At 61.8% G+C, this 13,327-nt stretch carries 11 protein-coding genes; 10 read left to right on the top strand and 1 reads right to left on the bottom strand.

Going from position 1 to position 13,327, the window contains the following annotated elements:
* Positions 1–4: 4 nt before the first annotated feature.
* The 6 genes from MK6180000_RS19320 (at position 5) to MK6180000_RS19295 (ending at position 5,718) form a co-directional block, all read left to right on the top strand.
* The gene (locus MK6180000_RS19320) at positions 5–1,483 is read left to right on the top strand and encodes an ATP-binding protein (protein WP_171054698.1); all 1,479 of its coding nucleotides are present in this window, start codon (positions 5–7) and stop codon (positions 1,481–1,483) included.
* A complete protein-coding gene (locus tag MK6180000_RS19315; RefSeq protein ID WP_138936215.1) occupies positions 1,480–2,157 on the top strand; it encodes a response regulator in 678 nt (225 codons plus the stop codon). Before MK6180000_RS19320 ends, MK6180000_RS19315 begins: the two co-directional genes overlap by 4 nt.
* 164 nt (positions 2,158–2,321) lie before the next feature.
* Complete coding sequence (locus MK6180000_RS19310; protein ID WP_138936214.1) at positions 2,322–2,729, top strand: hypothetical protein; 408 nt, start codon at positions 2,322–2,324, stop codon at positions 2,727–2,729.
* Positions 2,730–2,779: 50 nt separating this feature from the next.
* The gene (locus tag MK6180000_RS19305) at positions 2,780–2,965 is read left to right on the top strand and encodes a hypothetical protein (protein WP_138936213.1); all 186 of its coding nucleotides are present in this window, start codon (positions 2,780–2,782) and stop codon (positions 2,963–2,965) included.
* On the top strand, positions 2,962–4,479 hold the full coding sequence (locus MK6180000_RS19300) for a di-heme oxidoredictase family protein (RefSeq protein WP_138936212.1): 1,518 nt from the start codon (positions 2,962–2,964) through the stop codon (positions 4,477–4,479). Before MK6180000_RS19305 ends, MK6180000_RS19300 begins: the two co-directional genes overlap by 4 nt.
* Before the next feature lie 102 nt (positions 4,480–4,581).
* Positions 4,582–5,718, top strand: coding sequence for a patatin-like phospholipase family protein (locus tag MK6180000_RS19295; protein ID WP_138936211.1), 1,137 nt, complete (start codon positions 4,582–4,584; stop codon positions 5,716–5,718).
* 135 nt (positions 5,719–5,853) lie between these two features.
* Here the strand turns inward: MK6180000_RS19295 and MK6180000_RS19290 are convergent, their stop codons facing one another.
* Positions 5,854–7,371, bottom strand: a complete 1,518-nt coding sequence (locus MK6180000_RS19290) for a trimethylamine methyltransferase family protein (protein ID WP_138936210.1) — start codon at positions 7,369–7,371, stop codon at positions 5,854–5,856.
* 183 nt (positions 7,372–7,554) lie between these two features.
* Here MK6180000_RS19290 and MK6180000_RS19285 point away from each other — a divergent pair, with 183 nt between their 5' ends.
* The 4 genes from MK6180000_RS19285 to hisD all read left to right on the top strand — a co-directional run bounded on the left by MK6180000_RS19285 (position 7,555) and on the right by hisD (position 13,300).
* Complete coding sequence (locus MK6180000_RS19285; protein WP_138936209.1) at positions 7,555–9,990, top strand: GcvT family protein; 2,436 nt, start codon at positions 7,555–7,557, stop codon at positions 9,988–9,990.
* Positions 9,991–10,163: 173 nt separating this feature from the next.
* On the top strand, positions 10,164–11,177 hold the full coding sequence (cuyA, locus tag MK6180000_RS19280) for a D-cysteate sulfo-lyase (protein WP_138936208.1): 1,014 nt from the start codon (positions 10,164–10,166) through the stop codon (positions 11,175–11,177).
* Between the two features lie 139 nt (positions 11,178–11,316).
* On the top strand, positions 11,317–12,018 hold the full coding sequence (gene cuyB, locus MK6180000_RS19275) for a cysteate racemase (RefSeq protein WP_138936207.1): 702 nt from the start codon (positions 11,317–11,319) through the stop codon (positions 12,016–12,018).
* Between the two features lie 4 nt (positions 12,019–12,022).
* Positions 12,023–13,300: a histidinol dehydrogenase gene (hisD, locus tag MK6180000_RS19270; protein ID WP_138936206.1), complete on the top strand. Its 1,278-nt coding sequence runs from the start codon at positions 12,023–12,025 to the stop codon at positions 13,298–13,300.
* The last annotated feature ends 27 nt before the right edge of the window (positions 13,301–13,327 follow it).

Genomic DNA, 13,327 nt, shown 5'->3' with positions numbered 1-13,327 from the left:
GCTGATGACACGTTTTCGCGAATCGCTGACAGCCCGAATTTTTGTCGCCATTTCGGCCACCACAGTGCTGGTCATCGCGATAATGGCGCTGCTGGTCGCGGTAGCGATGCGTGACGGCTTCGCGCGTTACCTGCTTCGGGGGGAGTTGGCCCGGTTCGACGAACTAGAGCAGGCTCTGGTTCTAGCATATGATCCCGCCACGCCGGAATGGCCCGAACTCGCGGAGCATCCGCAGGCCTGGAATGACTTTGTGCGCATGCATTTCGCGCCTACCGGACGGGCTGCGTTTTTACCGCCGCCGGGGCCACCGCCCAAGCGACTAGATGGCACGCGGCCCATTGGCCCGCCTCCCGGAAACAGGGGCGTAGGTATGCCGGGTGATAGCCTGATGATGGATAAACGCCTTACACTGCTAGCGCCCGATGGCTCGCATCTCGCCGGGTCCACCGAACGATCCGGCCTCCTTGAGCGGCGCGAAATTTGCCTAAATAACGACTGCAAAGATAGCCTGCTAGGGTACATCGCCTTAAATGCCCCGCTAGCGTCGGGCGATCCAAGCGGCCGGTTTTTTCTGCGCGGTCAATACTGGGCGCTGGCAGTCGCCGCGCTGGTTGCGGTACTTTTTTCTGCCGCGACCGCCTATATTGTGGCGCGCCGGATGCTGGTCCCTATTCGGCACCTTGAGGCGGGGGCAAAGGCGATGGCTTCGGGCGATTATACCGCGCGGATCGCGCAAACCCGGAGGGACGAACTGGGCCAACTTGTCGGACATTACAATGCTCTGGCGGCAGCGCTGGAACGGACGGACAAGGCCGAACGGGAATGGATCTCAAACACCAGCCACGAGTTGCAAACACCCCTCGCGGTGCTGCGCGCGCAGATCGAAGCGCTGCAGGACGGGGTCCGCCTGCCGGATGCGGAAACGTTGGACGCGATGCATGCGGCAATGATGCGGCTGTCGCGGCTGGTGCAGGACATCAAGACGCTGTCCCACGCGCGCGAAGGTGCCCTTGCACTTGCGTTTCGGAGCGAGGACCTGTGCGCGATCGTCCGTGAGGCCGCCGAGGCAGCGCGCCCGCAGTTTGCGGCAAATGGTATCGAACTGGAAATAGACCTGCCGCGCCGACTGCAGGTCCTATGCGACCGCGCGCGAATCGGTCAGGTCATCGACAACCTCTTGAGCAATTCGGCGCGCTATACCCATGCGCCCGGGCGGGTGCGATTAAAGGTTTTCAGCGCCGATGGTTATGCCAACGTCGTCCTCGACGATTCCCCTCCCGGACCACCGGACGCCGACATGCCCCGCTTGTTTGATCGCTTTTACCGCGCTGAAAGCTCGCGTTCGCGCGTTCACGGCGGTTCTGGGCTGGGGCTTTCGGTGTGCCGCGCTATCGTGGATACGCACAACGGCACCATCACCGCCGAACCCTCCGATTTAGGCGGTCTTCGAATCACGCTTCGCCTTCCGAAAGGGACTATATGACCGACCCCCGCATCCTGATCGTAGAAGATGAGACCGCACTTGCTGAGGTGGTCCGCGACTATCTGGTTGCGGCGGGCATGACAGTTGATGTGATGGCCGAGGGCACCGGGGCTGTCGAATTTGCGTTGGAGGGCAAGCACGACCTTTTGGTGCTTGATCTGATGCTGCCCGGTGTTGACGGCCTCACGATCTGCCGCGAGTTGCGGAAAACATCCCTTGTGCCGATCATTATGACCACGGCCAAGGTCGAAGAGATTGACCGCCTGCTTGGCCTCGAACTTGGCGCGGACGACTATCTTTGCAAGCCCTATTCGCCCCGCGAACTGGTCGCTCGGGTGCGCGCGATCCTACGGCGCGCGGCGGCGACCAGTAGCGGCGATATGGTACAGGACGAGCGGTTAAAGATCGACGCCGAGCGGTGGCAGGCCACTCTCGAAGGCGTCGCCCTCGACCTGACGCGTCGCGAGTTCACCTTGCTGCAGTCCCTCGCCGCGCGCCCAGGGCGCGTCTTTTCCCGCGATATGCTGCTAGCGCTCGCCTTTCCTGACGATACCGAGGTTTTCGACCGGACGGTTGACAGCCACATCCGAAATATCAGGCGCAAAATTGCAGCGGTGAGCGACCAAGACCCGATCCGGTCCGTCTATGGCGTGGGGTATGCCTTTGAGGGATGAGGTGTCCCCTGTCTTAACCCGCCTGGCCTGCTGACGCAAAATCGCATCGCCTAGTTTATTTTTGCCGCCTGCACTGTCGCTGCATATTCGCTTCAAACCCACTCCCCAAAGTACGCGCAAAACACTCCTGCAAACGGCGACCCACGCCATGACAGGAGACTACAATGTTTACGAATACCTTCACATCGACCCGTGCGACGCGCGCTTCGAAAAATAATATCCACGCTGTCCACTCAACAGTGCCGCGTATACGCCCGCATCACAAATTCATCACCGCGCTTCTCATATCTGCGATCGTCGTTGTTTTCGCCGACCTCTCGATCGCCAATGCCCAGACCGCCATCTCGGTGGATGAGCCCGCGTCAATCCTAGCCCAAGCTGCCCCGTCAGGTGCAGACGGCGGCCGTGGCCGACCACCGCGCGAGGCAGTCGAGGCCTGCACCAGCCTGCCGGTAGATGCGACCTGCGGTTTTGCTGGCCGCGATGGCGGGCAGATTTCAGGCACATGCCGATCGCCCCAGGCCGATATTCCGCTGGTCTGCACGCCGGCAAAAATGCCGCAGAACGGCTGAAGCGCCCAACTATGGCGCAACACCTGCGCTCCTAACGCAAAGGACAGATCATGGGACATTTTGACAAACTGCCAGACTTTCTTCTGGCTATGGCCCTCACTTTTTCAGACGGACTGCCAACCGACGCGCCAGTAACGTCCTCGCGCGGCATGCCTGACGAGGCTCACCAGGTTGCGGCCGGACCTGCCTCAACGTTCGCCTCGGACGAGGCGGACGTCGAAAGAAACGCGACATGACCCGCCGGCGTGCGTATCCATTGACGGTGGGCCTTTTGTTCGCAGCGTGCTTAGGCTCGCGATCTGGTCATGCCGAGGGCGCCCTTCTCAGCGTCGACCAGCAAGGGCTGAATGCCCTGATTGCAGACGGACAGGCGGCGGCAGCCTTTGAGTGGGCCTTTGAGGCGGGCGACGAGTTGTCAGAGTTCAAGTTTACCGGTGATCAGGGCGTCGGCGCCAACATCGGCGAAGGCCGTCGCTTTACCCGTATTCCGCGCGCGGACCTGACCGGGCCGGGCGAATGGGCCACCCATTTCCCCTCCCGCGAGGGCGGCGCGAACGCAACCAGTTGCATTAGCTGCCACAGTGCGCCGATTGCTAACGGCGCCGGCGGCGTCGCAATGAACGTCGTTGTCGATCCCGGCCATACCGGCGACCCGAGGCAATATCTTGAGAGGAACACCACCCCGCTCTTTGCGCTCTCAATTCCGCAGCGACTGGCAGAAGAGATGAGTGTCGAGCTTTATCTCCAGCGCGAGGCCGCGCGCGTGCAAGCCTGCAAGGCCGGCACGGCAACCGCCGAGCTTCTGGCGAAGTCTGTCTCGTTTGGCACTTTGGTCCTGACCCGCACCGGGGATGATCCCTGCGTCGTGGACACCGATACGAGTGGCCTTACCGGGATCGACGCAGACCTCGTTGTGCGGCCCTTTGGTTGGAAGGGTAATCACGCAACCCTTCGGTCCTTCACACGCGGCGCGGCGCACAACGAACTGGGGTTGCAAGCCACAGAGCTTGTCGGCGGCGAGGACGGAGATTTTGATGGGGTTATCGACGAGCTGAGCGTCGGCGACATTACTGCCCTCACGATCTATATGGCCGCGCTGGAACGACCCGTCAGCTTGGTCGAGTTGAACGATATCGGTCTGCTGGAAATGAAAGACGCAGACATTCGCAAAGTCACCGCCGGTGAAAACCGCTTTGCCAAAATCGGATGCAGCAGCTGCCACACTCCTAGCATGTCGATCAACGATCCGGTCTTTCGCGAGCCTAGCCGCGTGCCAGGATATGTTGAAACCTTGTTTCCCGATGGCACCAATCCAGCGGATCATGCGCTGCGCTGGGACACCGCTGTATCGTTCGATATGCGGTCGGATCAGCCGAACAATCTAGTCATTCTCGACAGCGGCGAAGCCTATCATCTTGGCGCTCTTGAGGTCGACGCAGCAGGCGCCGGTCTGGCGCACTGGTACACCGACCTCAAACGTCACGACATGGGCGAAGCGTTGTCCGACCCCTCAGATCCGCTTGGAATCGGCGCATCAATGTTTTTGACCCGGTCGCTTGCGGGTGTCGGATCAACCGGGCCCTGGCTTCACGACGGGCGGGCGACCACGCTGAACGAGGCGATCGAGGCCCACGGCGGCGAAGGTGCCCGCAGCCGCGCAGCCTATAATCTGTTGACAGAATTGCAAAAGGCCGAAGTTCTAGCGTTCCTCGAAAACCTCGTCATCTATCACAATGACCCAGACCATTAGACGCTTCGCGTCAACTGTCGCCGAAGGTTGCGCGGCCCCTGCCTACAAAACCACCGCTCAAGGCGCACAGCCAATGCGCGATATGCCTTAAGGAAAACTCTCATGACCACCTCAATCACACTTGGCCGAACACCCGGACGCAGGCAGATCCTTGCGGCACTTGCAGCACTTCCAGTCGCGGCCTGCACTAGCGGGGTCGGCCAATCAGGGTTGATCGCAACGCAGTCCAGCTCCGCCCCCGACCCGCTGGCAGCTTACCGTCTTTTCGCCGATGCCGGCGCGGAGGTGTGGGCCAGGCACCGACCTCCGGCCATGTCTTCGTCGGAACTGACAGTGCTGGCGATCTCTGGTGGCGGTGAGGATGGCGCGTTTGGGGCCGGTGCCCTAGCGGGCTGGACCGCCAGCGGCGAAAGGCCTGAGTTCGACATCGTCACCGGTATCTCTACCGGTGCCCTCATCGCGCCATTTGCCTTTCTTGGCTCTGAGCATGACGACGCATTGCGCCGGATATTTACCGAACATGACGCAAGCGACATCATGACTTTGCAACCCATTCAGGCGCTGTTTGGCGATGCAGTGTATGATACCGTGCCTCTTGCCGGTCTAATCAAGCAATTCACACCTCCCGCTCTGATAAAGGCAATTGCTGCGCGGCACGCCGCGGGGGGCCGACTCTTTGTCGTCACCTCTGAACTTGACAGCGCGCGCGCGTCGATCTGGAACATGGGCCTGATTGCACAATCTGGAAATTACGACCTCTTTCGCGCAGTCTTGCGCGCCTCGTCTGCCCTGCCCGGCCTCTTTTCACCGGTCCAGATCGGCTACGTGTCGGGCGGGGTGACATATACTGAAACGCACCTCGACGGCGGTGTTCACATGCAGTTTCTCGCGATCCCAGCCTTTGCCTTTGCGGCGGCCAAGAAGCCGCGGCCCGGCGGGCAACTCTTCGTCTTGATTAACAACACGCTCAATCCCGTGCCCTCGGCAACGTCCCGCTCAGCGCTTGGTATCTCTCAACAGGCGCTGACGACAATCGGACGCGCAAGTGCTGCATCCGCGGTTAATGCCACGCAACTTTTTGCGCATGAGAACGGATTGGGCCTGGCTGTAACCTCAATCGATCCGGCCTCGGGCATCGTCTACGACCCAAGCGACCGCTTTTCATCAACCTATATGAATGCGCTCTATCGCCATGGCTACAATCGAGGCGCGGCTCGCAATCTCTGGGATACGCTGTGAACTGCGATCAGCGCGCCATCAGGGAGCGGGACGCTTTTGATGCCTTCCAGCACCGCTTGGAGAATATTCATACGTTCGCTTTTTGTAGGTAAGCGGATTGCGTGACCTTGCCCGATTTGAGGGCAGTGGCGCGGCTCAATGAATATTGAATTGCGCGCGTATGTCCCTGTCCTGTTCATCGGTCAGGTAGACAGGCCGGTGCTCGCGCAGAATGCCCTCTGCCCGTTCACGCGCCCTGCTCCACGCGTCTTGGGCACCCTTCTCGGCCCAGGTGCGCGGCTCGTCGCGATCTGCCAGTGACGGATAGAAATAATCCCGCTCCATCGCCGCATAAGTGTGCTGATTCCCCAGGAAGTGGCCCACTCCAAGCACCGCCTCGCAGATTGCGTCAAAGCCGAGGTTTTCCTCGGTCACTTCGATACCGCGCAGCGCACGGTAAGTACTTGAGTGCATCTCATCATCCAGCACAAACGCCTCAAAGCTGGCCCCAAGAAGCGACGCGGTCATACCTGAGCTTTCATAAATCAGGTTGCCCCCGGCAAGAGCTGCGGCCAGCGAGGTGATGCCCTTTTCCATCCCGTATTGCGCATCAATCGCCTTGGCATCGGTCATCGAGCAGGCAACACCCGATGGCAGGCCCAGCCAGTTTGACAGCTGCGCAGACGCGGCATTCAGCACTGCCGTCTCTCCGCTGCCCCCTGAAAACGAGCCGGTGCGAAGGTCCACCACAAGCGGCCAATTGGCAAAAACCATGGGAAAGCCAGGCTGTATTGAATGCACCATCACGAGGCTGGCCAGCGTCTCGGCAAGCGATTGCGCCAGAAAACCGGCGAGCGTCGCAGGTGCCGTGGCCCCGGCCTGCGCGGCCGTGATACAGGACATCGGAATGTTGTGTTTGACGCATTCGTAAACCACATCCACGGCGTCCTCACCGTAGCGCAACGGCGAGATGACCGGGCTGATGTGGGCCTTCATAAACGGGCGCCTTGAAAACTCACCCGGACCTCCGGCAGCGATATCCAGCATCCTGACAATCGGTTCCACATGTTCCGCCAAAGTGAACGACGTGGCTGTTGGCTTGGTCGTATTTTTCAGCAGTGCGTAGACCGTGTTTACGTCCAGATCGAAGTTATCGGGAACGTCTGTTGCCACACAGCAGCGCGTGAACCAGCTGACATTGGCCAAGGTGTCTTGAAGCCGGGTGAAATCGTGCAAATCTACAAGGGTCGATGGCCGGTATAGGCCGCTTGTCATGTCCAGGGTCTGCACCGCCGCGCCGCCGGTGCCAAAATAAACCCGGTTGCCGCCGACCTCGATCGAGCGGTCCGGGTCGCGACCATGCAACACGAAGGTCTTGGCCGCCTGATCGATGGCGGCCTCAACCAGTGCAGGAGGAAAGAGGATGCGCCCCGCGCCATTATCCGTCGCGCCAGCGGCCAGCAGATCTTCGCGCAGGCGGGGTGGCACCTCGCCCATGCCCAGCTTCTCCAGCAGATCCAGCGCCGTATCGTGGATGCGGCGCAGCTCGAATTCGGTAAGAGGTTTGTAGCTGCCGCCAATCTGGCCGGGCGGACATGGATCGATCACAGGCTTGGCCGCGCGAAGGGCCATGCGTTCCTGGCGTCCGGTCCGTCGTCCGCGTGTCGCCGTCATTCCACCAGCCCCGCCATTTTTAAAGGGGAGTGAAGCCAGTTCGACGAGCCCACCGCAAACATTTCTGCGTTTTTAGCATATCATGACAAATACATTTCGATATTTTGATATTCTCCGCCTCTGACGTTGCAGCAATGGCACCTTCCGCTCCCTACTTCGCCAGGTTCTATCGGAGACACCCCCATGAAATCGCGGACCAAGGTTGTTGTCATCGGCGGCGGTATCGCCGGTTGCTCGACGCTCTATCACCTCACCCAAGAGGGTTGGAGCGATGTCGTTTTGGTCGAGCGTGACGAGTTGACCTCCGGCACGACCTGGCATTCCGCTGCGCAGGTGACGAATTTCGGCGGCAACCAGACGATGGTAGGCCTCAAGAGCCACTCCATCGCGCTTTACAAGAAGTTGCGCGACGATCCGGAGTATCCGGTCGGCTATCATCACGGCGACGGCGGCATCCGGCTGGCCAATACCGAAGCGCAGATGCAGGGCTATCGCCATTTTGCGTCGATGGCGCGCGGGATGGGCGTGACCTACGAGGTCATCGACGCCGAGGAATGCGCGCGCCGCCACCCCCTCATTTCGACCGACAACCTGTTGGGCGGTCTCTGGGATGGTGAGGACGGCGATATCGACCCCGCGCAACTGTGTCAGGCGCTGGCCTTTCACGCGCGCAAGGCGGGGGCGGAAGTGTACCGCCAGACCAACGTCACCGGTCTGACCCAGAAAGACGACGACACTTGGACCGTCGAGACCGACAAAGGCACGATCGACGCCGATATCGTCGTGAACGCCTGCGGCTACCGCGTGAACGAGGTGGGCGCGATGATGGGGGTGCAGCATCCCGTCGCCTCCATGGAGCACCAGTATTTCGTGACCGAGGACATTCCGGCCATCGCAGAGGCGGGCCGCCGGATGCCGCTGCTGCGCTGCCCGATCTCGGACTACTATTCCCGGCAGGAAAAGAACGGACTGCTGGTGGGCTTTTACGAGCAGGGGTGCCGGACCTGGGGGATGGACGGGATCAGCCCGAGCTTCTCAAACGATCTGTGCCCCGACGATCTGGACCGGGTGATGGACGTACTGGAGGGCGCGTTCGAGCGGATGCCCGTGCTGGCCGATGTCGGCATAAAGCGCGTCGTCAACGGCCCGATTACCTACACCATCGACGGCGCGCCGCTGGTTGGACCAATCCCCGGAAAGCGCAATGCCTTTTGCATCATCGGGTTGCGCGCGGGCCTTGGCGAAGGCGGCGGGCATGGCTGGATTTTGGCACAGCAGATCGTGCATGGCGAGGCCTGCTACGACACTTGGGTGATCGACCCGCGCCGCTTTACCGGGCACACCAATGTCGAGCTGACCGCGCTCAAGTCAATCGAGGATTACCAAAACGAGTTCCGCTTCCATTTCCCGCACGAGCATCGCCCGGCAGGCCGTCCGGCCAAGACCACGCCGCTGACGCCCATCTTTGCCGCCGAAGGGGCCGAGTTCACAGTGGTGAACGGATGGGAGCGCGTCGACTACATCAAGCCTACCCCTGATTTCCACCCCACACTCAGCTTCAATTTTGACGAGGCGACGGACGTGATCGCGGCCGAGATCAAGAACGTGCAGGACAACGTTGGCCTCTGCGAGGTCAACGGCTTCAACCGGTTCGAGATTACGGGCGCGGACCGGCACAGTTTCCTCGACCGTATGTTCTGCGGCGCGGTGACCAAGCGCGATGGCCGCGTCGGACTGGGCTACCTGCTGAATCATCACGGCATGGTCAAGGGCGAGGCGACGATTGCCAACCTGCCCGCCAGCGATCGCGGGCCAGAGCGTGTCTGGTACGGCTCGGCGGCGGCGAGCGAGTTCCATGACATGGACTGGCTGCAAGAGCATCTGACAGACGGCGAAGACGTCTCGATCCGCAGCCTGACCAATGACCAGACGATCCTCGTTCTGGCGGGCCCCAAGGCGCGCGACGTTCTATCGGCCTGTTCACGGGGCGACTGGACGCGCGAGGCTTTCCCTTGGCTCAGCGTCCGCGAAAGCTTTATCGGCTTCGCCCCGGCGACCGTGCTGGGCGTCAGCTTCTCGGGCGAGTTGGCCTACGAGATCCACGTACCCAACGCCTCGCTCTATGCCGCCTATCTGGCGCTACGTAAGGCTGGCGAGGCGCATGGGCTCAAGCTGTTCGGCGCGCGCGCGGTCGACTCGATGCGGATGGAGAAGGGCTTTTTGCACTGGAAAGCGGACCTTCTGACCGAGTTCGATCCGTTCGAGACGTCGCTTGATCGCTTCGTCAAACCGGAGAAGGGTGAGTTCATCGGCAAAGAGGCCCTGCTGAAACGCATGGCCGAGGGCCTGCGCAAGAAGCTCGTGACGTTGAAGGTGGACGCGGCCCATGCCCCGGCCCATGGCGGCGCCTCGCTGATGCAGGATGACAAAGTGGTTGGTACAATCACTTCCGGCGATTGGGGTCACCGGGTTGGGCTTAATTTGGCCTATGCCTTTGTCGATCCAGATCTTGCCGCGCCGGGCAGTACCATGCAGCTTGACCTCTACGGTGATCTTGTCGGTGTTGAGGTCATTGCGCCCTCGCCCTACGATCCCGATTACGCCCTGATGCGCGGGTGAGCGGGTTGGGCGGTGCATTATGTTAGCGTCAGCGCTCTGCGGCGTTAGCAGCCCGCCCGGTATCTCCAAGTTACACGCCGACGAATTCGGCGTATCTTCTTTGCTGCGACGGGGACAGCTGTCAGCGACAGCGGCCCTTCGCATTCCCACCTCGTAACCACAAGGATCCCACCATGCACCTGTCTCGCTTTCCGCGCGTTCACCTCGCCCATCTGTCCACTCCTCTGGAGCCGATGAAACGCCTATCAGACGAACTGGGCGTTGAGCTTTGGATCAAACGCGATGATTGCACCGGCCTGTCCACCGGCGGCAACAAGACCCGCAAACTGGAATTTCTGATGGCCGAGGCTCTGGAACAGGGCGCCAACATGGTGATGACCCAAGGCGCGACCCAGACCAACCACGGGCGCCAGACCGCCGCGGCCGCCGCCAAGCTGGGGCTGGCCTGCCACATCCTGCTTGAGGATCGCACCGGCTATGACGATGCCAACTACAACACCAATGGCAACGTCCTGCTGGATCATCTGCATGGCGCGACGACTCAAAAATTTCCCGGTGGCCATGACATGCCCGCCGAGATGGAGCGTGCGGCTGAAAAGAAGCGCGCTGAGGGGCACAAAGTCTACGTCATCCCCGGCGGCGGATCGAACCCGACCGGCGCTTTGGGCTATGTGAATTGCGCGTTCGAGTTGCTGGGCCAGTTCAATGACGTGGACCTCAGGATCGACCGTATCGTCCATGCCACCGGGTCGTCGGGCACGCAGGCCGGCCTTGTCACTGGTATGTGCGCGATGAACGCGCAGATCCCCGTGCTGGGCATCGGCACCCGCGCGCCGCAACCCAAACAAGAGCAGATGGTCTACGATCTGGCGTGCAAGACGGCCGATAAGCTGGGTTGCCCCGGCGTGGTCAAGCGCGAAGACGTCATGGCCAATACCAACTACGTCGGCGAGGGCTACGGCCTACCAACGGACAGCGGCATCGAGGCGATCCGCATGTTCGCCGAGTTGGAGGGTATCCTTTTGGACCCCTGCTATTCGGCCAAGGGGGCGGCTGGCCTGATAGATCTGGCGCGCAAGGGCGAGTTCAAGGACGAGCGGGTTGTGTTTCTGCATACCGGCGGTGCGGCGGCCCTCGGCGGATACGATTTCGCCTTTGACAGCAGTGATCGCTGGGTCACTCTGTAATGATTGACGCCGGTGCGGCACGCAGATCCACCAGAGCGCTCACCAGGCAGGGGGCGGTCGCCGCAGTGGCCGTCCTGCAATCACACCGACTGCAGCGCTACCCTCTGTTCGCCAGTCAAGCGGCCAGGGAGGTTGCCCTATGACGCGTAATGTCGTTGGCATTTTGGGGGGCATGGGGCCCGAGGCAACCATACTGCTGCAACAGAGGGTCTTGGCCAGCGTGACGGCGCGCGACGATGGCGATCATGTGCCGCTCCTGATCGACATGAATCCACAAGTGCCCTCGCGCATCGCCCATCTGATCGAAGGCACTGGCCGCGACCCCGCCCCGACACTAGCCGAGATGGCGCGAAGGCTAGAGACCGCCGGCGCCACGGCGCTTGCCATGCCGTGCAACACCGCCCACCACTATGCCCCGCAGATCGAGGCGGCGGTGTCCATCCCGCTTCTGAATATGGTCGACCTAGCTGTCGCCCGCGCAGCAGAGATCGTGCCAAAGGGCTCCAGCATCGGCATTCTGGCGTCACCCGCAGTGCGTCTGGTCGGCGTTCTTGATCCGGCGCTGGAACGCGCGGGCCTCACCGCCCTTTGGCCAGATGACACCGACCAGTTGCTGAGCGCTATCCGCAGCATCAAGGCCCACGGACTCACGCCCGCGACCCGCCGCATCCTGTCACACGCAGCGAGCGAACTTGCGGGCAAAGGCGCGGCGCTTGTCTTCATTGCATGCTCCGAATTCTCGCTCCTCGCACCCAGCTTGTCCTCGGCCATTCCAATCATCGATACAGTCGATGTTCTGGCGGGCGCGATACGTGACCACTCCCAAATGAAATCGAGTTGACCCCATGGCAATCACCTATTTGAAAACCGCCGTTCCCCGTCCTGCGGTCGAAAACAGGGATACACGCGATATCGTCGCCATCATGCTGGCCAATATTGAGCGCGAGGGAGAGGCGGCAGTGCGCGATTACGCGCAAAAGCTGGACGGCTGGTCTGGCGACATCGTGCTGTCTGACGAGGCCCGACGTGCCGCCTGCGCCCGCGTGCCTGAGGATCTCAAGAACGACATCCGCTTTGCGCAGGCCAACATCCAACGCTTTGCCGAGGCCCAGAAGGCAACGATGGGCGAATGCGAGGTCGAGGTGATGCCCGGCCTGTTCGCCGGCCAGAAACAAATCCCGGTGTCGAGCGCAGGTTGCTATGTGCCCGGCGGCCGCTACAGCCACGTGGCCAGCGCGCTGATGACGATCACCACGGCCAAGGTCGCGGGCGTGCCGCACATCACCGCCGTCTCCCCCACCCGGCCCGATATCGGCATCCCCGACGCTATCGTATTTGCGATGGATTTGTGCGGCGCTGATCTGATCCTGAACCTCGGCGGCGTGCAGGGGATCGCCGCCATGGCCAAGGGCATGTTCGGCGGCAAGCCTGCCGATATCCTCGTCGGTCCCGGCAACAGCTATGTCGCCGAGGCGAAGCGCATGCTGTTCGGCGAAGTCGGCATCGACATGTTCGCCGGGCCGACGGATTCGCTGGTCATCGCCGATCACACCGCCTCGATTGATACCGTCGCTTGGGATCTCATCAGTCAGGCCGAACACGGCACCGACAGCCCCGTCTGGCTGGTGGCGACCGACAAGGCCCTGGCGACAGGTGTGATTGCCCTTGTTCCTTCTGTGATCGACAGCCTGCCAGAGCCGAACAGGACGGCGGCTCGTACCGCCTGGTCTGAGCGCGCCGAAGTGATCCTCTGCGACACCCGCGAAGAGGCCGCCGAGGTGTCGGACCGCTACGCGCCCGAACATCTGCAGGTGCAGGCCGACGATCTGGATTGGTGGCTGGACCGGCTGTCGGCCTATGGCTCGCTGTTTCTAGGCAAGGAAACCACGGTCGCGTTCGGGGACAAGACCTCGGGCCCGAACCATGTGCTGCCGACCAGTGGCGCGGCGCGCTACACGGGCGGGCTGTCGGTGCATAAATTCACCAAGACCGTGACATGGCAGCGTTGTAACGCCGCCGCCTCGCACGAGCTTGCCTTGCGCACCGCGCGGATCAGCCGGGTCGAGGGGATGGAGGGGCATGCGCGGGCCGCCGAATTGCGGCTGCGGCCGCAGCCCGCCTGACAGGGCAACCTGCATCTCTCCCGTCGC

Origin of the sequence: Roseovarius arcticus (genome assembly GCF_006125015.1) — a bacterium.
Classification (GTDB): Bacteria; Pseudomonadota; Alphaproteobacteria; order Rhodobacterales; family Rhodobacteraceae; genus Roseovarius; species Roseovarius arcticus.
This window is presented reverse-complemented; position numbering and strand designations above follow the sequence as displayed.

What these genes read in the sequence shown, in the direction of transcription:
- MK6180000_RS19320 (WP_171054698.1), top strand. Translation starts at nt 5, where the DNA reads ATGACACGTTTTCGCGAATCGCTGACAGCCCGAATTTTTGTCGCCATT.
- MK6180000_RS19315 (WP_138936215.1), top strand. Translation starts at nt 1,480, where the DNA reads ATGACCGACCCCCGCATCCTGATCGTAGAAGATGAGACCGCACTTGCT.
- MK6180000_RS19310 (WP_138936214.1), top strand. Translation starts at nt 2,322, where the DNA reads ATGTTTACGAATACCTTCACATCGACCCGTGCGACGCGCGCTTCGAAA.
- MK6180000_RS19305 (WP_138936213.1), top strand. Translation starts at nt 2,780, where the DNA reads ATGGGACATTTTGACAAACTGCCAGACTTTCTTCTGGCTATGGCCCTC.
- MK6180000_RS19300 (WP_138936212.1), top strand. Translation starts at nt 2,962, where the DNA reads ATGACCCGCCGGCGTGCGTATCCATTGACGGTGGGCCTTTTGTTCGCA.
- MK6180000_RS19295 (WP_138936211.1), top strand. Translation starts at nt 4,582, where the DNA reads ATGACCACCTCAATCACACTTGGCCGAACACCCGGACGCAGGCAGATC.
- MK6180000_RS19290 (WP_138936210.1), bottom strand. Translation starts at nt 7,371, where the DNA reads ATGACGGCGACACGCGGACGACGGACCGGACGCCAGGAACGCATGGCC.
- MK6180000_RS19285 (WP_138936209.1), top strand. Translation starts at nt 7,555, where the DNA reads ATGAAATCGCGGACCAAGGTTGTTGTCATCGGCGGCGGTATCGCCGGT.
- cuyA (WP_138936208.1), top strand. Translation starts at nt 10,164, where the DNA reads ATGCACCTGTCTCGCTTTCCGCGCGTTCACCTCGCCCATCTGTCCACT.
- cuyB (WP_138936207.1), top strand. Translation starts at nt 11,317, where the DNA reads ATGACGCGTAATGTCGTTGGCATTTTGGGGGGCATGGGGCCCGAGGCA.
- hisD (WP_138936206.1), top strand. Translation starts at nt 12,023, where the DNA reads ATGGCAATCACCTATTTGAAAACCGCCGTTCCCCGTCCTGCGGTCGAA.